Below are 26902 nucleotides of genomic sequence, written 5' to 3'. Positions count from 1 at the left end.
AAAAATGACATGACTCAAAAATCAAAACCCCTTTATGAAAAAATTGTTTTCGTGACGGGCAACGCCGGCAAGTTCGCCGAAATCAAAGAAATTCTTGCCGCCGTCGGCATTGAGGCAATTCAAAATAAAGGGGATTATCCGGAAATTCAGGCCGATGATTTAGAGCCGATTGCCGCCGCTTCCGCTAAAGCCGCCGCCGAAGATTTGCAGATTCCGGTTTTGGTTGATGATTCAGGCATTTTCATCAAAGCCCTCAACGGATTTCCAGGCCCTTATTCCCGTTTTGTAGAAGATCATCTCGGCAACCCGCGCGTCCTGAAATTGATGGAAAACGAAACAAACCGCGACGCTTATTTCAAAACCGCCGTCGCGTTTTGTGAACCCGGAAAAGAGCCGCTCACATTTTCAGGAATCGTAGAAGGAAAAATCTCCTTTGAAGAACGCGGCGACGGCGGTTTCGGGTTTGATCCGATTTTTGATTATAACGGAAAAACATTCGGCGAACTCGGAATCGAATTTAAAAACACGATTTCCCATCGCAGACGCGCTTTGGATAAGTTTATTGAATGGGTGAAAGAACAATAATTCAATTTTAAAATAATTTTATCAAATAAATTTGAGATGAAACCATGAAAGATTTTTACAAAACGTTTACCGCAATCGGCTGGATTCTTTTAATCATTTCCGTCATTCAAATATTCCTCCTCCCGATATTCATATTTCCGCTTCCGATTCTTTACATTCCGACAGCGATTGTCTTCGTGATTGCCGCGCTCATCAAGAAAATGGAAACCGCATTCCCGTCATACCTCAACAATGACAAAGAAAGCGTCATTTACAATTTAAAAATCGTTTCCTATCTGCTTTACATTGCCGCCGCCCTGCCGCTGATTCTCGGTATTTACAATTATATGAACTTAGATCACGCCCCGTCATTTTTCGGCTCCCTTATAAACATCCTCGGCCTCGCCCTGACAATCATTTCCGTCATCGCCCTGTTCATTGCAGGTTTTGTCCTCAAACTGCTGAATTACGGCACAAGAAATGTTCACGCCTATGCCGTCGGGTACACCGTTTATCAAGATTCCGAATACAGCGGCGACTACAACGATGAAACCGATTACCAAGAAGAAAGCGAAAATTAAAACAAAAACGAAACGCATTTTATTTTTTTTGAAAAACGAATCATCATTTCATCTGAATTTAAAAAATGAGGGGAGCTGCGCACGCCGGCGCAGCTGATAAATAGAAGAAATCTGCAAACGTCCTCCCCTTCAATTCCAAAAAATAGAATTAAAGTGAGAAAGTTTTCGAATCATTGCGGCGAAGCCGCATTAAATCATGCAGCGATTTCTGCAAACGTCATCCCCGCCTCAACGGCGCAGCCCGAAAAATTGAGAAGCAATTTTCTGCCGGCACCGCCCTCCCATCGCCCCTGAGAAATTCCGAACGGAGTGAGGAAATTATTTTAAAAACAACGCCGTCTGCAATGGTAACAGACGGCTTTGTTTTGTGTTTACGGTTTTTTTATCTATGGGGGTTGTGTTTTGGGGATTGACGTTTTTTTAATCCGTTTTTGGGGTTTTATTAATTGCTCATTCGAGCAATACAACCGGCTTAATCAGGTCCTTGGGCTTCTCTTTCATTAACATGAGAGCCTTCTCCATGTTTTCAAATCCGTCAAAGACATGAGTGACCATCTTTTCGGGTTGAATGCGGTTGTAAACAGCAAGGTCGACCATCTGTTCCATTTTCAGACGGCCACCGGCAACAAGTCCGCCGCGGATATCTTTGTGAGACATACCATTGCCCCAAGCAAGACGCGGAATCGGGATTGAATCGCCGGATCCGAAGTAATTGACGTTTGAGATCGTTCCGCCCGGACGGGTCATTTCGATGGCTTGTCCGAGTGAATTGGAGTCACCGCCGGCAACGATTGTTGCGTCAACGCCTTTTCCGTTTGTGGCTTTCATGATCTGTTCAACGATGTCGCCTTTCTTGTAGTCAATTGCGTCAGTTGCACCAAATTCCATGGCAACATCAACACAAACTTGACGGTTTCCGACAGCGAACAATCTTCCTGCGCCGAGAATCGCGGCACCGGCAACAGACATCAAACCGACCGGACCGATACCGATAACAGCGACCGTTTCTCCCGGCTTAATGCGGGCGAGTTCGGAACCCTGAATACCTGTCGGAGCCATGTCGGGAAGCATAACAGCCTGTTCCAATGACATGCCTTTGGGCATAATTGCCAAGTTCATATCAGCGTCATTGACGTGGAATTCTTCAGCGAAAACACCGTCTTTGAAGTTGGAGAACTTCCAGCCTGCGAGCATACCGCCGGAGTGCTGCTGGTATCCCTGCTGCACAGCTTCTGAGCGCCAGTCCGGTGTAATTGCCGGAACAATAACGCGGTCGCCGACCTTGAAGTCTTTCACTTCAGATCCGACTTCCACAATTTCACCGACAGCTTCGTGTCCCAAAATTAAATCCTTACGATCACCCAATGCACCTTCCCAAACGGTGTGGATATCAGATGTACATGGTGCAACCGCCAACGGACGAACAATCGCATCGTACGGTCCCGGTGTGGGGGCTTCCTTCTCGATCCATCCGACTTTTCCGATGCCAAGCATTGCAAATCCTTTCAAGTTTAACACTCTCCTAATTTTTAATTATTTTAACTCTCTCTCACAGATATTTTTCAACCTGCAACTTCGACGAATATTCGGGGCTATTTAAACATTTCGGGTCGTTCATGAACAAATATGATAGATAAAAGATAAACCGTTATCTTGTGAACATTATTTAATTTGAAAGATAAATTGAAAATGAAAGAATCCACCGATTCTGCTTTTAAGAGAAGAAGATTGAGATTAACGTCGCCGAATTATGAAAAGATTTCAATCGAAATTTTGAAAAAATAAACGAGATTTGTAACGATTTGTCATTATTTTAGAAATCTTGAGAGTAAAGATTATAAATGATTGAAAAAAAGTTGTTAGTTCCGAAAATGCTCGGAACAACAAAAAAATGAATGGATTTACAATAATTTTTCGGCAATTTCAATGGCGCCGTCAATTTCTGCGGGATTTGCGGAAACATCGCCGACAGAGACGAATTTGCCGACGGGCTCAATGCCGAGCATACCGGCCACTTGGCTGTATTTGTCCAAGTTCACGTCAAATGCATGTCTGTCAGGAGTGTTTTGTGAATAAATGAATCCCATTTTCTTTCCCGGCGGAACGCGGGATTTGTGTTCCCCGTCAACACAAGCATAAAGTCTGTCGATGAAGACTTTCTCCTGAGCGGTAATGTCAAAGAAATAAACGGGGCTTCCCATTAAAATGCCGTCTGCGCTGACAACTTTTTCCATGACGGAGGCGAAGTCGTCTTTTTGAACGCAGGTGTCATGTGATTTACAATAATAGCATCCTTTGCACGGGTTAATGTTTAATTTTGCCAAATTAACATATTCGGTTTCTGCGCCTTTTGCGGCGACAGCTTCAAGAGATTTTTGAACGAGCGTTGCTGTATTTCCCTTTTCGTGAGGGCTGGCTGTGATTCCTATAATTTTCATGATAATCCACACCATATGATGGTTTTAAAAATATGTTTTTCACTTGAAAGCCGTTTTTCGTTGTAACTGTATTAGTTACAACAATATGATTAGAAGAGTTTTATTATTTAATCCTTTGGTTCAAAGTGCAGACAGTTCCAGAATCATCTTCTGAATCGTTGTTTCTTTCAAAGAATCTTCCATTGCTTTCTGCGCCGAAAATAAATGATTTTCAATATTATTATGGATGTAGCAGCATGATTCTCCGGATGAGTCATCACATGACTCTTGCGCAAGGCATTCTTCCGATTCGCTGCCTGTAAGTCGCGGGCATGACGAACAATCCACCGGACATTTCAGCTCCGGCTGTTTGTGAGAGTTAAACAAAGAAATATCTTCGACGACTTCAACCGCCTGATAAATATCAAAAAGCGTTAATGTTGACGCGTTTTTGATTAAAAAAGCACCGCCTTCGCCGGCTTTAACGTCAACCAAATCGGCTTTTTTCAATTGGCCTAAAATACGGCGAATAACGACCGGGTTGACGGAAATACAGGAAGCTAAGAAATCAGATGTCGTTTTTTGTTTACTGCCGAGAATGGCAATTGTCAGAACAATGTGAACCGCAATGCTGAATCGACTTGAAATTTTCATATTCCGTCTCCCGAGAATTAATTTTGATAGATTGAACGTGTCATAATATGTTTTTGATTATTATTAAGTTATGCACTGACTCAGATAGAAGTGATGAATTGAAGGATTTGATTTAAACAAACCGATATCATTTATTTTTATTTTTTCAGTAACATCAAATCAAAAATAATACAATTGTTTAACAATTGTTTTAATCAGTTTTAATTAGCACAGCCACGATTTTACTCCTTGATGGTAAAAGAGTACACACGCAAGAAACCAATTATCAGCGGTACGGTCAGCCCGTTGTATAAAAAGAAAATTGATCGGCTTGTTGAAGCCGGTGAATTTGCCAGTGTTTCTGATTTTATTAATCAAGCCGTCTCGGATTTGCTCAAGAAATACGAGGATAATAACAGTGTTGATACAAATACCTTTACCGATGATGAAATTGAAGTCATTCGAAGCATCATTCGTGAGAAAGCGGCTGAAATGAATTTTGAAAAAAACAAAAAGAAAAACTGACAGGAAGGAGACAACCCTTCTCCACTCGTTTTTTCATAATTTCCGATTGAGTCGGTAATCTTAAATAGATAAAAAAGATTTATTCAATTCTCAATTTATCGGATACGTTTTTCTATCCGCTGTTTATTTTAAACCACACAATTTATGAATTTATATTTCTGATAATGTTATTTTTCTTGAATTATCTTTTCAAAAGGCACTTTTTTAAATTTATGAGGAACCTACGATGAAGATTTTATTAGTCGGCGGCGGCGGCCGTGAACATGCGATTGCAGCAGCGGTAAAAAGAAGCCCGCAAAAACCGCTTCTCTACACAGTGATGTCTAAAAAAAATCCGGGCATTGCCGCTCTTTCTGAAGATGTGTTTATTCATGATGAAAAGGATGCCGCAGCAATTGCCGCATTCGCTAAAGAAAACGGCGTCAACATGGCGTTCATCGGCCCCGAAGCACCGCTTTCCGCCGGCGTTTCGGATGCGCTTTGGGACGCAGGCATTCCCGCTGTCGGGCCGAAAAAAGAATGCGCCCGAATTGAAACCGACAAAGCGTGGGCGCGTAAATTTATTGAAAAATACGGCATCGACGGAAATCCCGAATACGCCGTTTTTACAAATTATGACGAAGCGGCCGCTTTTATTGACAAATTAAAAGATGTTGCCGTCAAACCGGCCGGCTTAACCGGTGGCAAAGGCGTCAAAGTGATGGGTGACCAGCTCCCCGATATTGAAGCCGCCAAAGAATACACAAAAGAAGTGTTAAAAGGCGACAGCGTTGTCATTGAAGAAAGATTTATCGGCGAAGAATTCACGCTTCAGGCATTTGTCGACGGCAAGAACTTGGCGTTCTGCCCGACCGCGCAGGATCACAAACGCGCTTATGAAGGCGATATCGGCCCCAACACAGGCGGCATGGGCGCTTACACAAATGCAGGCGCGCTTTTGCCGTTCATCCAATCGGAAGAATATGACACCGCCAAGAAAATTATGAAAGACACCGTCGCGGCTTTCCCGAAAGAAACGGGCGACGAATTTAAAGGAATGCTTTACGGTCAGTTTATTTTAACGAAACGCGGCCCGAAATTGATTGAATACAACGCGCGTTTCGGCGACCCGGAAGCCATGAATGTGCTTTCATTGCTTGAAACCGACATGGTTGAAATTATGAAAGCGGTTGCTGATGGAACATTAGACAAAATGACTGTTAAATTTTCAAACAAGGCGACCGTTTGTAAATACGCGGTTCCCGCCGGCTACCCTGATGATCCGAAAAAGGATACGGAAGTGACGGTTTTGGCAAACGGCGTCATTGCGGACGCGTCAACCGGACCAAATGCTGATTTGATCGTTTATTACTCCAGCGTCTATGAAAAAGACGGAAAAATTTACACAACCGGATCCCGTTCAATCGGTGTTGTCGGTTTGGCAGAAACAATTACGGAAGCTGAAAAAATAGCTCAGGACGCGCTTGATAAGAGTGTCAAAGGTGATCTGTTTTTCAGAAGAGATATCGGAACGCAGGCTTTGGTTCAAAAAAGAATTGACCATATGAATGAACTGCGTTCTGAAAAATAAAACGGATAACGATAAAACAAAAAGAAAAACGGTTTCAGTGTGTTTTAAGAAATTAGGTGAAAGAAAATGAAAAGTTTACTTTCGATGACGGACTTATCTCTTGAAGATATTTACGGCATCTTGGACCTGGCTGCAGAGATTAAGGAGAAAAGAAACCAGGGTAAAATTACGGACCACTTAAGAAACAAAAGCTTGGGCATGATTTTTGAAAAATCTTCCACCCGCACGCGCGTTTCTTTTGAAGTCGGCATGAACGAGCTTGGCGGCCACGCCCTTTATTTGAATTCCAATGACATTCAACTCGGCCGCGGCGAAACAGTTGAAGACACGGCAAAAGTGCTATCCCGTTATTTAAACGGCATCATGGCCCGCGTTTATTCTCATGACACACTGGTAAAATTGGCTGACAACGCCACCGTCCCGGTCATTAACGCGCTTTCCGACAAGGAACACCCGTGCCAGGTTTTGGCCGATCTTTTAACAATTAAAGAATACAAAAACCGCATTTCCGACATGAAATTCGTTTGGGTCGGCGACGGCAACAATGTCTGCAACTCACTCATGCTCGCCTGCGCCATCGTCGGCATGGAAATCGTTGTCGCCTGCCCGAAAGGCTATGAACCCGCAGAAGAATTCGTTGCCAAAACAAGGGAACTCGGCGGTGTTTTAACAATTACGGACAACCCGCTGGAAGCAGCAAAAGACGCCGACATTTTATACACCGACGTTTGGGTTTCCATGGGTGATGAAGAAGAAGAACAGAAGCGTCTCAAGGATTTTGAAGGCTACCAAATTAATGAAGAATTAATCGCCGTTTCAAAGCCGGACGTTATTGTCATGCACTGCCTGCCCGCTCACCGCGGCTTGGAAATCACAGCAGGTGCCATCGACGGCCCGCATTCCGTCGTTTTCGACCAGGCAGAAAACAGATTACATGCTCAGAAGGCTGTTCTTTTGAAGTTAATGGTTTTGGACGAATAAGTTCAAAACTTTTTTTTGTTTTTTTTGAAAAACGCAATTCGGATTTTCTAATTTTCAAACCCGACGCTTTCACGCGCGCGGCGACCGTCACCCGCAAATTACTGTATGTTACATCTTTAAGAGACGAAACCATAAAACGAGAAGTGTTTCACAAACACCGCCCCCCGCTATGAAAAATTGTGAGCGAAGCGAACAATTTTTTTGAAAAAAGGAACCAAAATTCGAACGCCGATTTATTCGTTTTGATGGGAGATGGCGTTCGAATTTGAGAGAGACAAAACCGATGTTTCGGTTTTTCAGTTTTTTCCGTTTTTATAGGTTATTTGGGATTTTTGTTTTTAATTAGGGTATGTGTGTTTGGTTCAGGGTGTTTTTTGAAATTCTGTCCTGTTTTTAGAGAGTTACGTTACAGAAATATCAGAGGACGTTTTTACGGATCAGATGATTACCCGTGCGCGACAAACGTCATCAAGTTCCTCGAAAGCATGTCCCGATTCTTCTTGCGTGTTCATGACGATGTCCCCCATTCGACCGAGTTCTCTACATTCATCGATTTTTATGGAAAAAAACCGGCAAAAATCTGATCCGTTGTCAACCAGGGTGATTGACAACATGTAAATAAGTTGTCTATAAATATATATGTGATTGAATGTAAATAATTATATTTTGAATATAACAGAGATGATTATAAATATATCCAAATTATTTTTTGAACTTAAAACTCCAAAATAAATATGGAGCTACCAAGTGATTATATGAGAATAATTCGAAATGAATGAAAAGAACGAAGAGGAATGAAGAGGAACAAATATGCCTGCTTATTTCATCGTCAGCGTTATGATTCAGGATCCCGAAAAAAGACCGAGGTATGACGAATATATTGAAAAAGTCAAACCGATTGTTGAGAGCTTCGGCGGCGAATACCTCGCCCGAAGTGAAAATATCTCTGTCTTTACGGGCGATTAGGAACCTGACCGCGTCATCATTATTCGATTTGAAACACGGGAAAAATTGGAAACCTGCTTCGCTTCCGAAAAATATCAAAAAATCGCAGAACTGAGAATTCAAAGCGTTTTAACAAACGCGATTATTGTTGAAGAAAAATAAGACAAATAAAATGAGAAAACGATCACAAATTCATGAAATAAAGAATTGTGATCGAATAAATTTTTAAAAATTATTTATTTTTCTTATAGAAAAAGCCGATTACACCGATAAGTCCGACGACAAGAATTAAACCGACTGCCAAAAGCAAAGTTTTTGAAACGGTGCTTTCTCCGCCGGTTTCATTTTGTGTATTTCCTGAATTATCTAAATTGTTTTGTGAACTGCTTGAATAGGCATTACTCTCTTCTTTTACATCTTTCGTATTTTCATTGGAAGAATCAGGCGTATTTTCTTTGTTTGTACCGTCAACAATAACAGCCTTGCCAAATCCGTTGGAATTTGAAGAGGGGTTAGGATTATTAGGATTTACTAGTGCCGGACCATCAACATGAACAATCAATTCTTTCGTTTCAGCCTTTTTGTAACTCTCAGTTTCTATTGAATCAAACCGAATTGTGGTTGTACCACCGTATTTTGGAGTTATAACTCCATTTTCATAGGTTAAAATGTTTTTATCATAACCACTGGCTGAATATACCGGCTGATGGTTGGCGATTAATTCAGGATCAGTTAATGAAACATCAATTTTATTGTCGCTTATATCTTTAGAATATATGTCCAATTTACACTCTTCTCCGGAAATCAAATTGATTTCTGAAACATCAGATTCTTCATCCGTATCAATAAATATTGTTTGAGGACCTTTTTCAATAATATATATCAGATTATAATCAGTCCCCTCTTTTATAAAAGTACCAAAATTATAGTTCCCTACTAAACCGGGAGAAACGGTACCTTTTATACTAATAAAGTAGTCTTGATCGTGCGACCTTATTAGAGAGACAAAAGTTAGTTTTCCATTTAATTTATCGGGAGTTTGAAGCACAGGAGTACAATAAGGATCTGTATAGCAAATTTCACCATCCGAATTTTGAGGAAATACCTGCCCGACCTTAACAGTATGCTCCCAAGGTTGAGTATCACCCGCAACGCATATTGGCATTAAAGATAAAATCATCAATAAACATGTAAAACGAATAAAATTTATATTCATATTTATTTCTCCTCGAAGATATTAATATCTAAATGACGCCCAACACATAATCTTGCAGAAGCCAACAATTTAAAAGAGGGGATATCTGATTCGGAAGTGATACTGACGCCAGTACCATATCTAAAATGAACTCCGGTTAATCCTTTTTCCGAACCATATTTGCATTTTGTAACAGTTTCACGCACGCATATAGCTCTTTTTAAACCGCAATCAACTTCAAATAGATAACACCAATCTTTATATTTTGGACCTGCTAATGATTCGGAAACAAACGCGACCAAAAATATTTTGTCATGTTTCCCGTCAAGCGCCGGTTGTGTTATTAAATTAACACCTTGAAAATCTCCTTTCAATTTTTGAGAAAGGTCTTTTTCCAACTTACAAAAAAAGAATTTATTCTCATCAGACCAATCAAATTTAATGTTTTGGAATCCTTGATCCGCAGGATATCTGTAAAAATAAACAGTCTGATCAAAACAAAGAGCAAACAAATACCATTCATTCTCGCCATCAAAATAGTTTGTAACACCAACTGCAGAAAGCTTGTGATTGAACGTTGAATCCACAGTTGTTTCCAAACAGTTTGGGATGCCCAACTCAGTTTTCAATGGTGTTAAATCGTATCTTCGTACTTTTCCTTTTGAACCGCTTTCAACACCGACAACCAAATAATCCCCTATAATTTGCATCCCGCTCGGATGATTGTAATTCTCATCATAAGAATCAAATTTAATGTGTTTCTCATAAGGAATTTTTTGAGAAGCGATGTAATATCCCTTTGGTTCTCCTTTATTATTGTGAGAAATCAAAGCGATTTGATTGTTGTTCCCCCCGTCATACAAAGCTAAACCTTGGATATGTGATTCAACAACATTCCCGGCATAGTTTTGTGCAGGATAAGTAACAAGCTGCCCTTCGATTTTATCTAATTTCAGATTATCAAAATGTTTAACAACGTCATTTATTTTAGGATTTTGACATCCAGACATGTAAATCACCCACACTTTTAAAAGTTATAACCGAAGTTATAACAATATATATAATTAATATATATTATAAATAGTATTTCCCTTTTAAAATTGAATTCGAATAGAAGAATAAACTCGAAAAATAAGATAATAATAAAATTAAAATTAAATTAAAAATGATTGATTTTTATACATATAAAATAAAGGAGATATTAGACCCGCAGAATAATGGTTTTAAGACTAAAGAGATTGAAAAAGAAATAAAAAAGATTGAAAAAAAGAAAGAAATAAAAAAGAAATAATAACGGATTTGAAAAATTCATTTAGAATTGATTAAGCGATTTACATTTGCCGTTAAAGTTTCAGACTTGTTTCAGAAAAAAATGAACTTTTACCATTAATTTTCATTTTTTCGGTTTCGCTCTTTCCGCCAATGAAAATGCACATTCTTTCGCTTTTTTCATGACTTCTTCTTCGTCCATCACCAAAACTTTGTAATTTTCCATCAAAATTTTGCCGTCGACAATCATTGTTTTCACATCACTGCCGGCAGCGGCGTAAACCAAATGAGAATAAACATCAAAGACCGGTGTCGCATTTGCTTTTTGAATATCAACGAGAATCATATCGGCTTTGTTGCCGGCTTTCAGAACGCCGGTTTGTTTGTCGATGACCCGACCGCCGTTGACTGTTGCCATTTCAACGACCGCCTTTGCGGGAAGCGCGGTCGGGCTCATTGTACCGACTTTTTGTAAAAGCGCGGCCGTTTTCATTTCTTCAAAAAGATTGAGGTTGTTGTTTGACGCGCAGCCGTCTGTCCCGAGAGAAACGGAAACCCCTGCGTCCAGCATTTTTTGAATCGGCGCAATTCCGGACGCCAATTTCATGTTGCTGATCGGATTATGCGAAACCGTTACGCCTTTTTTGGCGAAAAGCTTAATGTCGCCATCAGACATCCAAACGCAATGCGCCGCCAAAACCGGAATTTTTTCCGTGTTCCAAAAATCGACGGCATCTAAATGATGAACGGAACACATGCCGTGATTTTCTTTCATTTGATTCAATTCGGCTTCGGTTTCTAAAACATGAATATGAACGCCGACACCGTCTCTTTCCGCCGCTTCTTTAGAACGGCCGATGAAAGATTGGCAGCACGTGTTGGGCGCGTGCGGGCCGTACATTGTCGTGATTCTGCCGTTTGCTTTTCCCTGCCAGTCACGAACAAGCTTTTCATTGGTCGCCAACTCTTTGTTGCCTTTTTCTTCATCGCCGAATTCAATCATGCCATAAGAAAGACAGCCGCGAATGCCTGCTTTTTCAACAGCTTTGGCCGTTTCATCCATGAAGAAGTACATGTCGCAAAACGCGGTTGTTCCCGAGCGGATCATTTCAAGACAGCCGAGGAGTGAACCGTAATAAACATCTTCTGCCGTCAGGTTGGCTTCTGCCGGCCAAATCTTTGTCTCAAGCCAAGCCTGAAGCGCCATGTCGTCAGCGTAGCCGCGCAGCAGCGTCATGCCGAGATGTGTATGCGTGTTGGAAAGGCCGGGCATGAGAATCGCGCCTTTCGCGTCGATGACCGTACCAGCGGAAATGCTGTCGGCAGCGTTGTTTGAATTGTCACCGATTTTTGAAATCAGATTATTTTCAATGAGAAGAAACCCGTTTTCAATTTCGCCGGCACCGTCTTTGTCCATCGTTACGATATAAGCATTTTTAATCAGAATTGACATGAGAATCCCTTTTTTATTTTATGAAAGTAAAACAATATTTCTCATAAATGGATTTCATACTTTATAACAATATCAGAAAACGTACCAGAAATCATATCAAAAAACGCTATATACAATCAACGTGACAATTGTTTATACAAACTACAAACAGCGAATAAACAGCGAATAAACAGCGAAAACGGATCAGCATGTCGGACAAAAAAGAAAAAGACAGATTGAGCAAAAACTTAGAACGCATCAAACCGCTTCTCAAAAAAGAAGATGCGGTCGTGTTCCCCGATTTTAAAAAAACATTGATTGCAACCGATATTCACGGAGATTACCGCGCGCTTGAGCATATTTTAAGATTCGCTGAAAAAAAAGAAGTCGACTCATACATTTTTCTCGGCGATTATATCGACAAAGGACCGGATTCCGTTTCCGTTTTAAATACGCTTTTTGAAATGAAAATCAAAAATCCGAAAAAAATCATTTTGCTTCGCGGAAACCATGAAACCTCAAACTTGAGCGGCTGGTTTGAATTCGCCGAAGATTTGGTAAATGATCCCGAAATCTTTGACGCGTCAAATGCTGTTTTTGAACAAATGCCGATTGCGGCGGTTTTGAACAACAAAATACTTTGCGTTCACGGCTGCATCGCGGGAACAAAAAATGAAACGCTGAAAGAAATTTCTAAGAAAAACTCAAAAAGTTACCTTTGGAATGATCCGGGAACGGAAGACGGATTACTCCCGTCCCAAAGAGGCAGCGGTATTTACCGCATCGGCCCCGACATGATTAAGAAATATTTGAAACAAAACGATTTGCAGATGATTATTCGCGGCCACACGTCGCACACGGAAGGCGTTAAATGTTTCTGTGACGATAAATTAATTTCCCTTTATTCAACCCTGCCTTACATCAGTCCGACCGTTCGCGCCGCTGTTGCGATTGCCAAAGAAGATGAAATTAAATTGTATTATTACAGAAAAACAAAAACAGGATTTGAATGGGAAAATGAGACACAGAAATTGAAATTGAGAAAATAATTTACTTTTTTGGTTTATTATTTTATTTTGAAAAATGCCGATTCGGTTTCGATTTTTTTGAAAATGTGGGTTTGTTTTGTTATTTTGAAAAAACGGGACTTGTTTTCGATATTTTGAAAAACGGTGCGATTCGCGCGCGTGAGCGATGCACGAGTTAGCAAGAGAGATGATGGGACCTTGCCGGAAAGGTAGCGTCGGCAACGGCAAGGTAGCAACGGTAGCAGTAAGGTAGCAGCGGCACGTTCGCGCAAGCGAACGGATGTGATAAAAAAGAGCAGATGCACGCAGCAAAGCGTAACAGCGTGGCAATGACCCAACACAGTAGGCAGACACAGCACAAAAATATAAATTAGGAAGGTGTTTCTCGCTTTTGCTGTATCGGCTGGGTACGAATCCGCAAATTTCCGTTCCTCACTTCGCTTCGCTCAGCTCAGAACGAAAATTAGCGGGTGGTTATTTCGGGTTCGAATTATACAGGCGATTGCTTTGGATTAAATTATTTTTCAAATCCTGTATCCGTTTTTCTTAATAATTTTCTTAATAATAGGGTTTAAACTCTCATTTTATCGCCTTTTCAAACAGTTATTTTATATTTCAGAAAGGCTTTTTGAATTTCACTTATCACTTTTTTAAGAATTATTCAATTGACAGGTGTCTATATTGTCCGATTTATCTCAAAAAGAAATGCAAGAATCAGGTCGTTTAAAAATCGAATGGGCGCGAAACTATATGCCCGTTTTAAATCAAATCCGGGCGGATTTTGAAAAAGAAAAGCCGCTTGCCGGCCGCAGAATCGCGATGGCGCTTCACGTCGAAGCCAAAACCGCCGTTCTCGTCGAAACGCTGGCCGCCGGCGGCGCAGAAGTGGCCATCACGGGATGCAATCCGCTCAGCACGCAGGATGACGTGGCAGCCGCGCTCAATACGTCTGAAAACATCAAATGCTACGCCAAGTACGATTGCACAAATGAAGAATATTATGAAGCAATCGACAAGGTTCTTGACATTGATCCGGATATTACGATTGATGACGGCGCCGATCTGATTTTTAAAATTCACAAGGAAAGACGTGATTTAATTCCGAAAATCATCGGCGGGTGTGAAGAAACAACAACCGGCATCCACCGTTTAATCGGTATGGAAAAAGACGGCGCGCTTGAAATGGCTGTTCTCGCTGTCAACGACGCGAAAACCAAATTCTTGTTCGACAACCGCTACGGTACCGGGCAATCCGCCTGGGACGGCATCATGAGAACAACAAATCTGCTCGTTGCCGGCAAAACCGTTGTTGTCGGCGGCTACGGCTGGTGCGGTCGCGGCGTTGCAATGCGTGCCGACGGTCTCGGTGCGGAAGTCGTTGTGACGGAAATCGACCCGGTCAGAGCACTGGAAGCAAGAATGGACGGCTACCGCGTGATGCCGATGGAAAAAGCGGCAGAAATCGGCGATTTGTTTGTTACGACAACGGGCAATCGCGACATTTTAACCGAAAATCATTTCAAAAAGATGAAAAGCGGCGCGATTTTAGCCAACGCCGGTCACTTCAATGTGGAAATTGATTTGGAATCCTTGAAAAAGATGGCAAGCTCCGAGAAAACAGTTCGCAGAAATATTAAGGAATATGTTGTCGACGGCAAGAAAATCAATGTGCTGGCAGACGGCAGATTGGTTAACCTGGCAGCAGGCGACGGCCACCCGGCCGAAGTGATGGACATGAGTTTTGCCAATCAGGCACTCGGTGTCAAATACATTGCCGAAAACAAATTAGCGCACGGCGTTCACAAAGTGCCTGAAGAAATTGACAACTATGTCGCGCTTTTAAAATTAAAATCCATGGGAATTGAAATTGACACTTTAACGGAAAAGCAAAGAAATTACATGGACGACTGGGAAGAAGGCACGTAAATAAAAATAAAAAGAGAATAAAAAACAAAATAAAAAACAGATAAAACAAAAAAAAGTAAACATAAAATAAAATCATAATTCATCACAATCATTGGATTTATCACAATCAGAAGAGGGAAATTATGGCAGACGAAAAAAATATCGGAACAAAAATTAAATCCATCCGCGAATCAAAACAGATAACGGCGGAAGAATTGGCGGAAAGAAGTCAATTGAGCGTTGACCAAATCAATAATATTGAAAACGACACCAACGTGCCGTCTTTGGCGCCTTTGATTAAAATTGCCCGCGCTTTGGGTGTTCGCCTCGGCACATTTTTGGATGATGACGAAAACCTCGGACCCGCAATCAGCCGCAAAAACGAAGCGGTTGAAACAATTCACACATCCAACGCCGAAGAAAAAACTGTGAAGCACAACAATTTCTTCGCGCTTGCGCCGCAGAAATCAGGAAGAGCCATGGAACCGTTCTTTATTGAAATCAACGCGATTGATGACGGAACGCTGGAACTTTCAGCCCACGAAGGCGAAGAATTCATTTACGTTTTGGAAGGCACATTGAAAATCATTTACGGCCAGAATACATACATTTTGAATGCAGGCGACAGCATTTATTATGATTCGATTGTCAGTCACCTCGTCTGTGCCGCTGATGAGAAAGGCGCAAAAATCATCGCGTCCGTTTACGCACCGGCTTAATCAAGCTGTGAAAATGAACTGAAATGGAGAAAATTATGGCAATCGAACTTTCCGACAGAACTTTGGGCGATTGGCTCGAACATTGGGCAGAGCAGACGCCTGACAAAGAATATATTGTCTATTCCGACCGCGATTTGAGATTCACATGGAAAGAATTCAACAAGCGCGTCGATAACATGGCTAAAGGCCTTTTGGCAATCGGCGTTCAAAAGGGATACCATGTCGGCCTTTGGGCAACAAACGTTCCCGACTGGCTGACATTTTTGTACGCCTGCGCTAAAATCGGCGCGGTTTGCGTGACTGTCAACACCAGTTACAAGCAGCATGAATTGGAATATCTGGTTAAAGATTCCGATATGCACACGCTTTGTATTATTGACGGCACTTTCGAAAGCGATTACGTTCAGATGACGTACGACATGCTTCCGGAACTCAAAACCTGCCAGCGCGGTCACTTAAAGAGTGAAAAATTCCCGCGTATGAAAAATGTGATTTACATCGGGCAGGAAAAACACCGCGGTATGTACAATACCGCCGAAGTGCTGCTTCTCGGAAGCAATGTCGCCGATGATGTTTTGGACAAAGCAAAAGCCGAAGTGAGCTGCCATGATGTTGTGAATATGCAGTACACATCGGGAACAACAGGCTTCCCCAAAGGCGTTATGCTCTCTCATCACAATATCGCAAACAACGGCCTGCTCACGGGCGAACACATGAAATTCACGCCGGACGACAAGCTTTGCATCTGCGTTCCGCTGTTCCACTGCTTCGGCGTTGTTTTGGCGACAATGAACTGTCTGACCCACGGCAGCACACAGGTGATGATTGAAAAATTCGATCCGCTTTTGACGCTTGCTTCCGTTCACAAGGAAAGATGTACCGCGCTTTACGGTGTTCCGACGATGTTTATCGCGGAATTGAATCATCCGATGTTTGACATGTTTGATTTGACAAGTCTGAGAACGGGAATCATGGCCGGTTCCGTTTGTCCGTCGGATTTGATGAAAAAGGTCAATGAAAAAATGTTTATCGACATCACCAGCGTTTACGGTTTGACGGAAACGTCCCCGGGAATGACGCAGACACGCATTGATGACGCGCCGGATGTCCGCTACACCACTGTCGGGCACCCGTTCGAATTTACGGATGTCAAAGTTTTGGATCCCGAAACGTTTGAAGAATGCCCTGTCGGCGTTCCCGGCGAAATGTGCTGCAAGGGATACAATGTGATGAAAGGGTATTACAACAATCCCAAAGCGACTGCCGAAGCGATTGATGAAAACGGTTACCTTCATTCGGGTGATCTCGGCGTGATGGATGAAAACGGCAATTTCACGATTACCGGCCGCATTAAAGATATGATTATCCGCGGCGGCGAAAACATTTATCCGCGCGAAATCGAGGAATTCCTCTACACCTTAGAAGGCGTCAAAGATGTTCAAGTCGCAGGCGTCCCGTCTGAAAAATACGGCGAAGAAGTCGGCGCATTCATCATTCTTCATGAAGGTGTTAAAATGCACCCGGAAGACGTCAGAGATTTCTGCCGCGGACAAATCGCACGCTACAAAATCCCGAAATTCGTGTTCTTCCTTGACGAATTCCCAATGACGGGAAGCGGCAAGATTCAGAAATTCAAGTTGAGAGACATGAGTTTGGAATTGGCAAAAAAGTATGGTTATGAAGTGATTTAATAAAAGTCGCTTCCATTTCTTTTTTTATTTTTTTGAAAAAAAGAATTGCATTGTTTTCGATTTTTTTTGAAAAGCGAAGACTGTTTTTCATATTTTTTTGAAAAAGCGAGAATTGTCTTTTATAATTTTTTGAAAAGCGGAGCAGCTCGCGCGCGGCGGCGACGTTGACGACAGCAAACCGTAACAGTAAGGTAGCCGTGCCCACGTTCGCGAAGCGAACGGATGTGATAAAAAAGAGCAGATGCAAGCGGCAAAGCAGAACAGTGCGGCAGAACAGTGCGGCAGAACAGTGCAGTCGGCCGACACAGCACAAAAATGTAAATTAAGAAGCAGTTTTATTTTTTTTGCTGTATCGGCCGGGTGTGAATCCGCAAATTTCCGTTCCTCTCTTCGCTTTGCTCAGGTCGGAACGTAAATTAGCGGGTGGTTGTTTCGGATTTCAACGAAACTAAAAAAGTCATATGGGTGGCTTCTTTCAAAAATCAAACAATGTTTTTTGTTTGTTTTGCTCCATTTTAATTTCAGCCATTAATGCTTCCTCTTCCCGAACCGGTTTCATATAATCGGTTGACAACTCATATTTTTTCAAGAGCGGATTCGCCATTGAGTAAAATTTCTTATTGAACTCCTTATCTAATCCGCCTGTTTTATAAAGCTGCTTCATGCCTTCGAAATACTCGGGAAAATCGGTTTTTATGAATTCGAAATATGTCTTTTTTGTCTGATTTCTCAAACTCAAAGTTTGAACAATAATGTATTCGGCCCCGATTTCTTTTGTTTTTGAAAAAATCGATTCCAAATTTTCGGGCGAATCGGTTAAAAACGGCAGAACCGGCATCATGTGAACGCCAACGGTCACGTCCGTTTTCTTGAATTTTTCAAGCATATCAAAACGGCGTTTTGTGCTGACGGCGCCGGGCTCGACTTTCTCCCTTACCGATTCGTCAGCGGTTGTAATGGTTGAGGCGATGTTGACGAAAGCGTATTTGGAAAGCTCATCGATGAGATCATAATCGCGGAGAATAAGATCTGATTTCGTTGAAATGATGATCGGGTTTTTGTGTTTGATCATCACTTTCAGAATGTCGGGCATGAGTTCAAATGTTTCTTCCGCTTTTTGATAACTGTCGCAGATGCCGCCGATGTTAATGACTTGCTTTCGGCGATTCGGGCGGCTGAGTTCTTTATCCAGTTGTTCGGCGACATTTGTTTTAACATAAATATGATCATAATAACCGACAGACGGTTGCACAAGTGTTTCATCTTTATTCTTGTTCATATATTTGTGAGAATAGATGGCAAAACAATATTTACAGCCGTTTTCACACCCGCGGTAAATGTTTAAATCCAATTTATAAGGAAAAACACCGCTGACCGAATGAAGTGCTGTTTTGCATTGAATCGGCAGATATTGAACCGTTTGGTTTTCCATTTCCCCCATATTTATCACCGGATTCAGAAAGCGGATAAACAGACGTGCGGCCCGTTTGTTTCAATTCTGCATTCATAAACGTCGCCGAATTTTTGCATCAATTCAAAAATGTGTTCGCCTGCGCCTTCGCGGTCGGAGGGAATTGCAAAAACGGTATTGCCGAGCATTGCTTGAGCGGCAGTGCCGTCGGCTTTGTCTATTGAATCAATGATTTTTTCGGCATCGGGGCTGAGAAGGCCGATGCTTTTGGTAAATGAAAGAGATTCGTTCATGAAAGAATTCAAATCGGGTTTTTGGAGGAAATTATTTAACGCATCCGTGCCGGCCGAATTTATTTTTTTGGCGGAATCTTCGTTTGTGATGACGGATTTGGTAGATAATTCACCCAAAACCAAACAATAAATCTTTTTTTGAAGATCGGATTTTGAAAGCGGAACGCTGTAGAATTTGCCGTGTTTTGAGCCGCCCGGAACTTCGCGAACGGCAAGACCGCCTGCCGCTTCGCCGGCAACATCGCCGAGGCCGCTGCCGTTGATGACTTCCGCGTAATGCGCGATTTCAACCAGTTCGTTTTTGGAAAGACCGAGATGAAGCGCGCTGTTCGCGGCAAAAGCCGTGCTTAACGCGCCGGCGGCCGAGAGACCAAAACCGCTGCCGACCGGAAGAGAACTGCTTTCTTTAATTTCAAAATGAAACGGTGTCTTATACTTTTGTTCCGCCAAAGCCGAAATTTCAGAAATGACGGTTAAAACGGCATTCGTTGAATCATCGGAATCGGACTGTTTGATTCCGTTTAAATGAACAACGGTCTCACCGTTTCCCGAGTGAGGCGTTACGGTTGAATGAATGCCTTTATTTAAAACAAGACCGGCACCGACGGAGCCTTTGGTGTGCGGATCCGAATGATTGCGGATTTGGAAAAAACCCGTAATGTGCCCGGGCGAAAAAGCGGTGCGTGTTTCAAATTCGGACATAAGTAATTCCTTTAATTCCTTTTAAAAATGCGGCCTCTCATTTGCGCGGGTTTGCGGCGAAGCGTCTTTTTGGACCCCGATGCATCAGAATTTGAAGAAATCGGGGCATCAGACGGAGCCAAAAGAGTGGAGCTCGAATCCGAATTATCGATTTCCTCATTCAAAATATGATCATCAATCGTGTCTTCAAGCATATTCAAAACCGGTTCTTCATGATCTGTTTCGTCATGATTTGTCTCTTCATGATCTGTCCGCTCTGTTTCGTCATCGGGTTCTGTCGTTCGGATTTCCAAATCAATAAAAACTTGCGGCGCGTCAGAATCCGCCTCAACGCAAATCAAATCAAAAAGTTCCGCCGCGATTTTTTCTTTATTTCCTGAAATCGGAACGACGGTTTTCAAATCATGATTGATCAAATAATCTTTTGTCACGACATAAACATCATTTTCATTGGTACCCATGCCTTTTTCTTTCACATCGTTGGCAACGACAACATCAGCGATGCCGGCATCAATTTTGGAAGCGGCCGAGTTAATCAGTTCCTGATATGAAACATCCGTTTCCGCTTTGAATCCGACGATGAAAATATTCGGATCGGTGTAACAGGCTTCCTCAATCAATTTCTTTGTCGGCTTGAGTTTAATTGTCAGCTCGCGCTCGCCGGATTTAATTTTAGAATCGGCGGCTTCAACTGTATAATCTGAAATGGCCGCCGCGCTGATGAGAATATTTTTCCCCGACAGCGGAATGTCTGCAAGCGCGATTTTTTCCGTAACGGCTTCAATCATTTCCTGAACGCTTTCAGTATGAATGTCATGGAAATGCGGCAGATGTCCCCAAGAAGATTTGCCGCGGTGGAAAAGATAAACTTCGGCACCCCTGATGTACGCTTCTTTGGCAAGCGCGTCTCCTGTTTTGCCGGACGCGCGGTTTGTCAGCAAACGAATCGGATCAATAGATTCTGCGGTCGATCCTGATGTGACGAAAACAGTTTTCCCGGACAAAGAGTGATCGCCGAGCTCGCGCAAAACGCGAAGAACAATTTCATCGTTGCCGGCGATTTTGGCGATTCCTTCCTCAACGCGCGGGCCGATAATGTCGATACCCCAGGATTCCAAGGTTTTCAAGTTTTCCAACACTTTCGGATGGCGGTACATGGATTCATGCATCGCAGGAACAATCATGACTTTTTTACCTTCGCCGATGGCGGTGGTTGCAAATGTTGTAACAGGTGTGTCATCAATGCCTGCCGCGATTTTTGAAATTGTGTTAGCGGTTGCGGGCGCGATTAAAAATAAATCGGCGGCTCCTTTTGAGCCGAAGAATTCGACGTGTTCAACGCGCCCGGTCAGCTTTGTCATAACAGGATTTCCGGTGGCGTAATGAAGCGCGTCTTCATGGATAATTTGACGGGCGGCATCGGTCATAACGGCGTAAACGGTTGCGCCGTAACGGATGAGTTCGCGGGCCAGCTTGACGGTTTCAACGGCTGCGATGCTTCCTGTGACTCCGATGACAATTGTTTTCCCGGACAAAACGGTTCCTTTGGCTTCCTGAATCCAAAGCGTCGGATGAACGGGAGATGCGGCGGCTTTTTCTTCAGAGATAAAATCACCGCTGTCGAATTTTTGATTGTTTTCCATTTTTAAGACCCGCATAAATAAGATGAAATAATGAAAATTGATTTTTTTATGAAATAATAAAATATAAACAAAAAGTTTTACGGTTTTTTGATTAATAACATTAATCATAAATACATTTAACCCGTTCAAAGCGAAAGTATTGGAAAGGGAAAGAAATTATATTAGAAAACGGCAGGGATTTTATGGCGCGAAACCAAAAGGATTATTTTTACGATTTAGCCCAAAAAGAAGGGTACCGCTCACGAGCGTCTTATAAGTTGAAACAGATTCAACAGCATTCGAATATTATCAATCGCGGAGACACAATTGTCGACTTGGGCGCAGCGCCCGGCGGCTGGCTCCAGGTTGCCAAAGAATTATCAGGCGGACGCGTTTTCGGCGTAGACCTGCAAAAGATTGAAGCAATCCCCGGCGTGACGACATTTAAAGGCGACATCACCGCCGATTCGACAATTGAAAAAATCTTGGAGTTTGCCGGCAAAGGCGGCGTTGACGTTGTTTTGTGTGACGCGGCACCGAACTTAACGGGCAACTGGACGCTGGATCACGCGCGTGGAATCGAACTTAACCGCGCCGCTTTTGAATGCGCCAAAAAGATTCTCAAACCCAAAGGAACGTTTGTTGTCAAAGTGTTCCAAGGCGATATGTTTAAAGAATTTTTTGACGACGTGACCGGCGAATTCGTTCATGTCCGCGCTTACACGCCGCAAGCTTCGCGCTCAACCAGTGCTGAAATTTATATTATCGCGAAAAAATTCCTGACAGCGCCGATTCGAAAAGGACAGATTTACGCCGCCGAAATTAAAGAACTCGGTGCCTCCGGCGACGGTATCGCTTACATTGACGATTTCGTTTTATTTGTCAAAGAAACCGAAGTCGGTGATATTGTTAAAATCAAAATTAAAGACGTGAAACCCAACTTCGGATTTGCCGAGGTTGTTGAAAAATTAGAAGCTTTGCCGGCCGACCCGAAATACGGCAATCCGGTTCAGCAAAGGTCTCAAACCCCGCCTTCCGCCAATTATGAAAAAGAGGAAAGCGCACCGAAAGGAAATACGGCAAGAGACAACTACAGGCCGCCGAAGGAAGAGGAAAAAGAATAATCTTTTGATTTTTCAAATTTTCTTAAACTTCCTCCCTCATTTTCTTAACAATTTATTTTCAAATCCTCCCACCAATTTCTCAACACATAAAAAAATCAAACAGCTGTTCGTTGAGTTCCTTTTTTGCTGCCGGATCGTGTCACTGAGCGTATCTGCATATTCTTATCACATCCGTTCACTGACGCGAACGGGACTGCTGCTGCCTTACCGTTTGCGAGCTGCCGCGCCGCGCGATCAACGCCGGTTTTAGTAATTAAGAAAAACGGATCGACCTCTTCCAATGAATCAAATTCGGAATTGGAATTTTAGCAATTTATAAATAAAACGAAGCCGAAGATTCATCATAAAATTAAAAAGGTTTTTTCAATGATTGATCTTCACACGCACACACTTTTCAGCGACGGCGAACTCGTCCCGGCAGAACACATCCGCCGCGCCGTCACTTACGGCTACCGCGCAATCGCAATGACGGATCACGCCGATTTTACAAATTTTGAATTCATTATTTCATCCCTTCAAAAAGCCAAAACGATGGGAGAAGAATTTAAGATTGATATTTTCGCAGGCATTGAAATCACGCATGTCCCGCCCGCACAGATAAATCAGCTCGCCAAAAAAGCGAAAGAATTCGGCGCGGATATTGTTGTCGTTCACGGCGAAACGCCGGTTGAGCCTGTCGCATCCGGAACAAATCGCGCCGCAATCGAATCGGAATATGTTGACATTCTCGCGCACCCCGGATTTTTAACAATTGAAGAAACCGAGCTTGCAAAAGCGACGAATACTTATTTGGAAATCACGGCGCGCGGCGGACACAACAGAACAAACGGGCACGTTGCAAAAATCGCAACGGAAATCGGCGCGAAATTGGTTTGCAACACTGACACGCATCGGCCGGGTGATATGATAACAAAAGAAACGGCGTATGATGTTTTGATGGGCGCGGGACTTTCAAAAAAGCAATCCGATATGGCATTTAAGAATTCGGAAGAAATTGTTCAAGAAATGAAAAAATGATGTTGGAACGAGCATGGCGAATCATTTAAAAGAAAACATAAACGAATTCCGCAGATATGACGGACGAATAACGCGCAAAACGTACATCGGACGCGTCATAGGCCGATGGATTCTGACATTTGTCGCCGCGATGTTGATTCAATTCCTCAACGTAATAATTTACATGATGATTACAGGTTTAACAAATAATTCAGATAACGCGGCAGCTATGACAATTATGTCATTCATCATTCTGCCGATTACATTTATTGTCTTTTTACCCCTTTTCTTCATGAAAATATTTCAGGAAATCAGGCGTCTTCATGATATGAATGCCGGCGGTTGGTGGGTAATTCTCGGATTTATTCCCGCAATAAATATTGTTTATTACATTTTTCTGATATTCAATGACGGAACGTACGGTCCGAATAAATACGGCGACGATCCGAAAGGCCGAAAATGAGAATATCGTGCGCCACGATTTTATATAAATAGGACGAATAATAGTTTCATGGGCAAAGAGGATAATTCTTTTGGGGCACAGTTGCAAGAATATTTTACATATGAAGGGCGTTTAAATCGTCTGCCGTATTTTTTAAGAATTCTCGGTTTTTGGGCAGTTATGATTCTGCTCTTAGTAATAGCGGTTGTCGCTGAGATGATGAGTGAATATCTCGGGATGCTATTCTTTTTCATTTTAGCAATTGCTTATTTTGTCGGTCTTATTTTCCTATTATTCCAGGCAATCAAACGTCTCCATGACTTAGATAAAAGCGGCTGGTATCTTTTAATCAGATTAGCCGGCATAATTCCTTTAATCGGTTGGATTATTTCACTCGGTTTTGAATTGTACCTGCTTTTAGCGGAAGGAACGCACGGTCAAAACAGATTCGGCCCGGACCCGCTCGGAAGAAACGAGTATAATGATAACAACGAATATCAGGATCAGTACAATCGCACATACGAAGCCATTGATGCCGAATATGAAACGGTTGAAACAGAATATGAAACAGTCAACACATATGAAGAAACAGATGAAACTGTTTATGAAACAAGAGAATAAAACCTCTTGTCTCTCTTGATTTTATTTTTGGACCTTGTTTTTTATCTTGTCCTTTTTTATCTTGATCTTTTTGATGTTGCTCTTTTTGATGTTGCTCTTTTTGATGTTGCTCTTTTTGATGTTGCTTCATTTTATCTCTTTATAATCGTGTTTTTTTATTTTGTATTTTATTTTGTATTTTATTTTGTATTTTATTTTGTATTTAGTCATTTTTGGGAGACGTTCGATAGAGATATAAAACCTGAAAGCGTTTTGTATTGAAACAGGTGAATACAATGGGATTATTCGGAAAATTATTCGGCTCTAATGACTACAATGCAAATGAACCGCAAGGGCATTTGAAAACAAAGAATTACAGAAGACTTGACTGGGAAATTGATGATAACGAATACAAAAAACAAGATTACATCGCCAGTTCCGAATATATCATTCCGTCAAATCAAACGGTTATTGAGGTTTTTGACAAATTGAATTCCGGCGAAGAATACGTTGTGAATGATGTTTTTTTCCGTGTCGACTACATGGGCCGCCCGGATGATTGGCATAAGCAAAGGGATTATGTGTTTAATGAACTCACCTTGGCAAAAAAAGAAAAAACGGATGCGGATGACAAAGATATTTACGTTTTGGGAGGATCGGGAACATTTTTGAAAGAAGATTTTACGGGAAGAATTTTAGAGACTGAAACGAATGACGTTTCTGTTTCCGCGGAAGTGACTTACAAAAATAATATGCTTATTATTCAAAACGGAAACGGATTTGAGGATACCGATAACTGGTATGCTTTTATGATTTTGTTCAAAATTCTTGAATATTACAAATATCCGACAGAAAAATGCAAAACAGTAAGCATCAATTCAAAATAAAATAAAAAAATCAAAAACCAATAAAAAATAAGTTAAAATAAAAAATAAATTAAAATAAAAACAGAAATGAAAAGGATTAAAGAAGATCCTTTTCCGAATAATATTCATCCCTTGCCGCAACAAACGCTTTTATATTTTCAAGCGGCGTGTACGGTGCAATGCCGCAGCCCGGCGCTAATATTCTTGTACCGTCTTCAATACATTTTTTCGCCGATGCTTTAACAAAATCGGGTGCGTGTAAAAGCAAATCATCCGCGGCAGAAACATTTCCAATCAGGCAAATATCATTGCCGATGACTTGAGAAGCATAATCCATATGCACTTTCTCTTCCAAACTGACACCTAAAAATCCGGATTTTGCAATCGGTTCTAAAATAAGTGTTGCGTCACCGCACATATGAAGAATATTCAATCCTTTCATTGTGTTTGTTATTTTTTTATAAACCGGCAGAAACATCGGTTTAAAAAGCGGCGGCGGAAATAAATCAGGACCGGATTCCGAATCAATAATCACAACAGAATCAGCACCGTGATCGTAAAGAACATTGGCATATTCGGCGCAAACTTCGCCGCCAAGATTGATTAATTTTTGAAGCGCATCAGGTTCTTTAACCGACCATAACAAAAAATTATTCACACCTGCAATGCACGAAGCAAAAGAAGCCGGCCCGAGAATTCCTGCGATCAACGGTAATTCATACCCTTTTTCATCAATTTTTTTGCGCAGAATATCAGTTGTTTCAATCATAGATTTGATTCCCGGACTTTCATACAAATTATCGGGAATAACAACATCATCGACATCATTCAAGCTTTTACACGGAAAATCTGTTTGATGCGGCGGCGAGTGCTTTGTTCCGGTTGAATAAGCGCAACCGAATGCCTGCGGAATATCCGGTGAACTGAACGGATAACGAACACCTTCAAGTCCTGCGATTTCATAGCCTGCCATCGCGAGCGCAGCCATCTCATCGGGATCCGTAAATGCTTTCGGCCAGCTTGTGCCTGTCATTTCCATGAGTTCCATTGTTCCTGTTTGTGTCACGGAACAGACAGGAATTTTATCAACTTCTTTTCTTTGAAGCGAACGTGTAAAGCGTTCAAACATTGTTAAATTTTCCAATATATCATTCCCTGTTTTTCAATAGTAAAATACCGCATTTAAGAAATATAAAAGTAAGGACAAAAAAAGAATGATAAAAGAAAAAAGAAGATGAAAAATGACTGAAAAAAGTAAAATACAAAAGCTCCCGCTATTCAATTATAACTCTTTATCAAAATAAGAATGATAAAGAAAGACTCATGGCAGCGATCCAAGGTTCCCGAAGGCTCGCACACTTCAGTACAACAGGGAACGCCGGCGGGCTTAT

General features: G+C 41.9%; 27 protein-coding genes and 1 pseudogene. 15 read left to right on the top strand and 13 right to left on the bottom strand.

Annotated elements, in window-relative coordinates:
* The first annotated feature begins 9 nt into the window (after positions 1-9).
* Positions 10-585 (top strand): XTP/dITP diphosphatase, encoded by a 576-nt coding sequence (locus C7391_RS05720; RefSeq protein ID WP_133517599.1) that lies wholly within the window; start codon positions 10-12, stop codon positions 583-585.
* 44 nt (positions 586-629) lie between these two features.
* Complete coding sequence (locus tag C7391_RS05715) at positions 630-1145, top strand: hypothetical protein (RefSeq protein ID WP_133517598.1); 516 nt, start codon at positions 630-632, stop codon at positions 1143-1145.
* Between the two features lie 450 nt (positions 1146-1595).
* On the opposite strand, the gene C7391_RS05710 is transcribed toward C7391_RS05715, so the two are convergent.
* From C7391_RS05710 to C7391_RS05700, 3 genes are all read right to left on the bottom strand, one after another.
* Entirely contained in the window at positions 1596-2663 is a 1068-nt protein-coding gene (locus C7391_RS05710; RefSeq protein WP_279526730.1) for an NAD(P)-dependent alcohol dehydrogenase, read from the bottom strand.
* Positions 2664-3046: 383 nt separating this feature from the next.
* Positions 3047-3583, bottom strand: coding sequence for a flavodoxin family protein (locus C7391_RS05705; RefSeq protein WP_166627425.1), 537 nt, complete (start codon positions 3581-3583; stop codon positions 3047-3049).
* Between the two features lie 120 nt (positions 3584-3703).
* Positions 3704-4216 (bottom strand): Rrf2 family transcriptional regulator, encoded by a 513-nt coding sequence (locus C7391_RS05700; protein ID WP_133517595.1) that lies wholly within the window; start codon positions 4214-4216, stop codon positions 3704-3706.
* Between the two features lie 231 nt (positions 4217-4447).
* On the opposite strand from C7391_RS05700, the gene C7391_RS05695 reads away from it, so the two are divergent.
* The 4 genes and pseudogenes from C7391_RS05695 (at position 4448) to C7391_RS08530 (ending at position 8378) form a co-directional block, all read left to right on the top strand.
* Positions 4448-4720, top strand: a complete 273-nt coding sequence (locus C7391_RS05695; RefSeq protein ID WP_133517594.1) for a ribbon-helix-helix domain-containing protein — start codon at positions 4448-4450, stop codon at positions 4718-4720.
* Positions 4721-4946: 226 nt separating this feature from the next.
* Complete coding sequence (purD, locus tag C7391_RS05690; protein ID WP_133517593.1) at positions 4947-6290, top strand: phosphoribosylamine--glycine ligase; 1344 nt, start codon at positions 4947-4949, stop codon at positions 6288-6290.
* A gap of 66 nt (positions 6291-6356) precedes the next feature.
* On the top strand, positions 6357-7271 hold the full coding sequence (gene argF / locus C7391_RS05685; protein ID WP_133517592.1) for an ornithine carbamoyltransferase: 915 nt from the start codon (positions 6357-6359) through the stop codon (positions 7269-7271).
* A gap of 810 nt (positions 7272-8081) precedes the next feature.
* Positions 8082-8378: pseudogene (locus tag C7391_RS08530) on the top strand (DUF1330 domain-containing protein).
* A gap of 70 nt (positions 8379-8448) precedes the next feature.
* Here C7391_RS08530 and C7391_RS05675 read toward each other — a convergent pair.
* The 3 genes from C7391_RS05675 to C7391_RS05665 all read right to left on the bottom strand — a co-directional run bounded on the left by C7391_RS05675 (position 8449) and on the right by C7391_RS05665 (position 12133).
* The gene (locus C7391_RS05675; protein ID WP_133517591.1) at positions 8449-9432 is read right to left on the bottom strand and encodes a hypothetical protein; all 984 of its coding nucleotides are present in this window, start codon (positions 9430-9432) and stop codon (positions 8449-8451) included.
* Between the two features lie 2 nt (positions 9433-9434).
* Entirely contained in the window at positions 9435-10421 is a 987-nt protein-coding gene (locus tag C7391_RS05670) for a hypothetical protein (protein WP_133517590.1), read from the bottom strand.
* A 383-nt stretch (positions 10422-10804) separates the two neighbouring features.
* Positions 10805-12133 carry an amidohydrolase family protein gene (locus tag C7391_RS05665; RefSeq protein ID WP_133517589.1) on the bottom strand — a complete coding sequence of 443 codons (1329 nt, stop codon included), beginning with the start codon at positions 12131-12133 and terminating at the stop codon, positions 10805-10807.
* A gap of 188 nt (positions 12134-12321) precedes the next feature.
* Between C7391_RS05665 and C7391_RS05660 the strand changes: the two genes are divergently transcribed.
* Positions 12322-13161, top strand: a complete 840-nt coding sequence (locus C7391_RS05660) for a metallophosphoesterase family protein (protein ID WP_133517588.1) — start codon at positions 12322-12324, stop codon at positions 13159-13161.
* Between the two features lie 17 nt (positions 13162-13178).
* On the opposite strand, the gene C7391_RS05655 is transcribed toward C7391_RS05660, so the two are convergent.
* Positions 13179-13445 carry a hypothetical protein gene (locus C7391_RS05655; protein ID WP_133517587.1) on the bottom strand — a complete coding sequence of 89 codons (267 nt, stop codon included), beginning with the start codon at positions 13443-13445 and terminating at the stop codon, positions 13179-13181.
* A 400-nt stretch (positions 13446-13845) separates the two neighbouring features.
* Here C7391_RS05655 and C7391_RS05650 point away from each other — a divergent pair, with 400 nt between their 5' ends.
* The 3 genes from C7391_RS05650 (at position 13846) to C7391_RS05640 (ending at position 17455) form a co-directional block, all read left to right on the top strand.
* A complete protein-coding gene (locus tag C7391_RS05650; protein WP_133517761.1) occupies positions 13846-15066 on the top strand; it encodes an adenosylhomocysteinase in 1221 nt (406 codons plus the stop codon).
* A gap of 122 nt (positions 15067-15188) precedes the next feature.
* Positions 15189-15764 (top strand): helix-turn-helix domain-containing protein, encoded by a 576-nt coding sequence (locus tag C7391_RS05645; protein WP_133517586.1) that lies wholly within the window; start codon positions 15189-15191, stop codon positions 15762-15764.
* A 35-nt stretch (positions 15765-15799) separates the two neighbouring features.
* Positions 15800-17455, top strand: a complete 1656-nt coding sequence (locus C7391_RS05640; protein ID WP_166627424.1) for an AMP-binding protein — start codon at positions 15800-15802, stop codon at positions 17453-17455.
* Positions 17456-17574: 119 nt separating this feature from the next.
* Here C7391_RS05640 and C7391_RS05635 read toward each other — a convergent pair whose 3' ends face one another.
* From C7391_RS05635 to coaBC, 4 genes are all read right to left on the bottom strand, one after another.
* On the bottom strand, positions 17575-17766 hold the full coding sequence (locus C7391_RS05635; protein ID WP_133517585.1) for a hypothetical protein: 192 nt from the start codon (positions 17764-17766) through the stop codon (positions 17575-17577).
* Positions 17767-17930: 164 nt separating this feature from the next.
* On the bottom strand, positions 17931-18896 hold the full coding sequence (locus tag C7391_RS05630; RefSeq protein ID WP_133517584.1) for an SPL family radical SAM protein: 966 nt from the start codon (positions 18894-18896) through the stop codon (positions 17931-17933).
* A 14-nt stretch (positions 18897-18910) separates the two neighbouring features.
* Complete coding sequence (locus C7391_RS05625; RefSeq protein WP_133517583.1) at positions 18911-19861, bottom strand: pantoate kinase; 951 nt, start codon at positions 19859-19861, stop codon at positions 18911-18913.
* Positions 19862-19872: 11 nt separating this feature from the next.
* Positions 19873-21504 carry a bifunctional phosphopantothenoylcysteine decarboxylase/phosphopantothenate--cysteine ligase CoaBC gene (gene coaBC / locus C7391_RS05620; RefSeq protein ID WP_133517582.1) on the bottom strand — a complete coding sequence of 544 codons (1632 nt, stop codon included), beginning with the start codon at positions 21502-21504 and terminating at the stop codon, positions 19873-19875.
* Between the two features lie 182 nt (positions 21505-21686).
* On the opposite strand from coaBC, the gene C7391_RS05615 reads away from it, so the two are divergent.
* Positions 21687-22607: a 23S rRNA (uridine(2552)-2'-O)-methyltransferase gene (locus C7391_RS05615; RefSeq protein WP_133517581.1), complete on the top strand. Its 921-nt coding sequence runs from the start codon at positions 21687-21689 to the stop codon at positions 22605-22607.
* A 95-nt stretch (positions 22608-22702) separates the two neighbouring features.
* On the opposite strand, the gene C7391_RS05610 is transcribed toward C7391_RS05615, so the two are convergent.
* Positions 22703-22888 (bottom strand): hypothetical protein, encoded by a 186-nt coding sequence (locus C7391_RS05610; RefSeq protein WP_133517580.1) that lies wholly within the window; start codon positions 22886-22888, stop codon positions 22703-22705.
* An 85-nt stretch (positions 22889-22973) separates the two neighbouring features.
* Here C7391_RS05610 and C7391_RS05605 point away from each other — a divergent pair, with 85 nt between their 5' ends.
* From C7391_RS05605 to C7391_RS05590, 4 genes are all read left to right on the top strand, one after another.
* A complete protein-coding gene (locus C7391_RS05605; RefSeq protein WP_133517579.1) occupies positions 22974-23624 on the top strand; it encodes a histidinol phosphate phosphatase domain-containing protein in 651 nt (216 codons plus the stop codon).
* A 13-nt stretch (positions 23625-23637) separates the two neighbouring features.
* The gene (locus tag C7391_RS05600; RefSeq protein WP_133517578.1) at positions 23638-24066 is read left to right on the top strand and encodes a DUF805 domain-containing protein; all 429 of its coding nucleotides are present in this window, start codon (positions 23638-23640) and stop codon (positions 24064-24066) included.
* A 48-nt stretch (positions 24067-24114) separates the two neighbouring features.
* Complete coding sequence (locus C7391_RS05595; protein ID WP_133517577.1) at positions 24115-24666, top strand: DUF805 domain-containing protein; 552 nt, start codon at positions 24115-24117, stop codon at positions 24664-24666.
* 275 nt (positions 24667-24941) lie between these two features.
* Positions 24942-25532 (top strand): hypothetical protein, encoded by a 591-nt coding sequence (locus C7391_RS05590; protein WP_133517576.1) that lies wholly within the window; start codon positions 24942-24944, stop codon positions 25530-25532.
* 76 nt (positions 25533-25608) lie between these two features.
* Here C7391_RS05590 and mtaA read toward each other — a convergent pair whose 3' ends face one another.
* On the bottom strand, positions 25609-26655 hold the full coding sequence (gene mtaA, locus C7391_RS05585; RefSeq protein ID WP_133517575.1) for a methylcobamide:CoM methyltransferase MtaA: 1047 nt from the start codon (positions 26653-26655) through the stop codon (positions 25609-25611).
* Positions 26656-26902 lie beyond the last annotated feature (247 nt).

The sequence above is a fragment of the Methanimicrococcus blatticola genome (assembly GCF_004363215.1).
GTDB lineage: Archaea > Halobacteriota > Methanosarcinia > Methanosarcinales > Methanosarcinaceae > Methanimicrococcus > Methanimicrococcus blatticola.
Note: the sequence above shows the minus strand (reverse complement) of the source record. Positions and strands in the feature narration are given on the sequence as shown.

What these genes read in the sequence shown, in the direction of transcription:
- C7391_RS05675 (WP_133517591.1), bottom strand. Translation starts at nt 9,432, where the DNA reads ATGAATATAAATTTTATTCGTTTTACATGTTTATTGATGATTTTATCT.
- C7391_RS05645 (WP_133517586.1), top strand. Translation starts at nt 15,189, where the DNA reads ATGGCAGACGAAAAAAATATCGGAACAAAAATTAAATCCATCCGCGAA.
- C7391_RS05665 (WP_133517589.1), bottom strand. Translation starts at nt 12,133, where the DNA reads ATGTCAATTCTGATTAAAAATGCTTATATCGTAACGATGGACAAAGAC.
- C7391_RS05700 (WP_133517595.1), bottom strand. Translation starts at nt 4,216, where the DNA reads ATGAAAATTTCAAGTCGATTCAGCATTGCGGTTCACATTGTTCTGACA.
- C7391_RS05590 (WP_133517576.1), top strand. Translation starts at nt 24,942, where the DNA reads ATGGGATTATTCGGAAAATTATTCGGCTCTAATGACTACAATGCAAAT.
- C7391_RS05660 (WP_133517588.1), top strand. Translation starts at nt 12,322, where the DNA reads ATGTCGGACAAAAAAGAAAAAGACAGATTGAGCAAAAACTTAGAACGC.
- C7391_RS05625 (WP_133517583.1), bottom strand. Translation starts at nt 19,861, where the DNA reads ATGTCCGAATTTGAAACACGCACCGCTTTTTCGCCCGGGCACATTACG.
- C7391_RS05695 (WP_133517594.1), top strand. Translation starts at nt 4,448, where the DNA reads ATGGTAAAAGAGTACACACGCAAGAAACCAATTATCAGCGGTACGGTC.
- C7391_RS05640 (WP_166627424.1), top strand. Translation starts at nt 15,800, where the DNA reads ATGGCAATCGAACTTTCCGACAGAACTTTGGGCGATTGGCTCGAACAT.
- C7391_RS05605 (WP_133517579.1), top strand. Translation starts at nt 22,974, where the DNA reads ATGATTGATCTTCACACGCACACACTTTTCAGCGACGGCGAACTCGTC.
- argF (WP_133517592.1), top strand. Translation starts at nt 6,357, where the DNA reads ATGAAAAGTTTACTTTCGATGACGGACTTATCTCTTGAAGATATTTAC.
- purD (WP_133517593.1), top strand. Translation starts at nt 4,947, where the DNA reads ATGAAGATTTTATTAGTCGGCGGCGGCGGCCGTGAACATGCGATTGCA.
- coaBC (WP_133517582.1), bottom strand. Translation starts at nt 21,504, where the DNA reads ATGGAAAACAATCAAAAATTCGACAGCGGTGATTTTATCTCTGAAGAA.
- C7391_RS05650 (WP_133517761.1), top strand. Translation starts at nt 13,846, where the DNA reads ATGCAAGAATCAGGTCGTTTAAAAATCGAATGGGCGCGAAACTATATG.
- C7391_RS05720 (WP_133517599.1), top strand. Translation starts at nt 10, where the DNA reads ATGACTCAAAAATCAAAACCCCTTTATGAAAAAATTGTTTTCGTGACG.
- C7391_RS05600 (WP_133517578.1), top strand. Translation starts at nt 23,638, where the DNA reads ATGGCGAATCATTTAAAAGAAAACATAAACGAATTCCGCAGATATGAC.
- C7391_RS05715 (WP_133517598.1), top strand. Translation starts at nt 630, where the DNA reads ATGAAAGATTTTTACAAAACGTTTACCGCAATCGGCTGGATTCTTTTA.
- C7391_RS05705 (WP_166627425.1), bottom strand. Translation starts at nt 3,583, where the DNA reads ATGAAAATTATAGGAATCACAGCCAGCCCTCACGAAAAGGGAAATACA.
- C7391_RS05670 (WP_133517590.1), bottom strand. Translation starts at nt 10,421, where the DNA reads ATGTCTGGATGTCAAAATCCTAAAATAAATGACGTTGTTAAACATTTT.
- C7391_RS05615 (WP_133517581.1), top strand. Translation starts at nt 21,687, where the DNA reads ATGGCGCGAAACCAAAAGGATTATTTTTACGATTTAGCCCAAAAAGAA.
- C7391_RS05595 (WP_133517577.1), top strand. Translation starts at nt 24,115, where the DNA reads ATGGGCAAAGAGGATAATTCTTTTGGGGCACAGTTGCAAGAATATTTT.
- C7391_RS05630 (WP_133517584.1), bottom strand. Translation starts at nt 18,896, where the DNA reads ATGGGGGAAATGGAAAACCAAACGGTTCAATATCTGCCGATTCAATGC.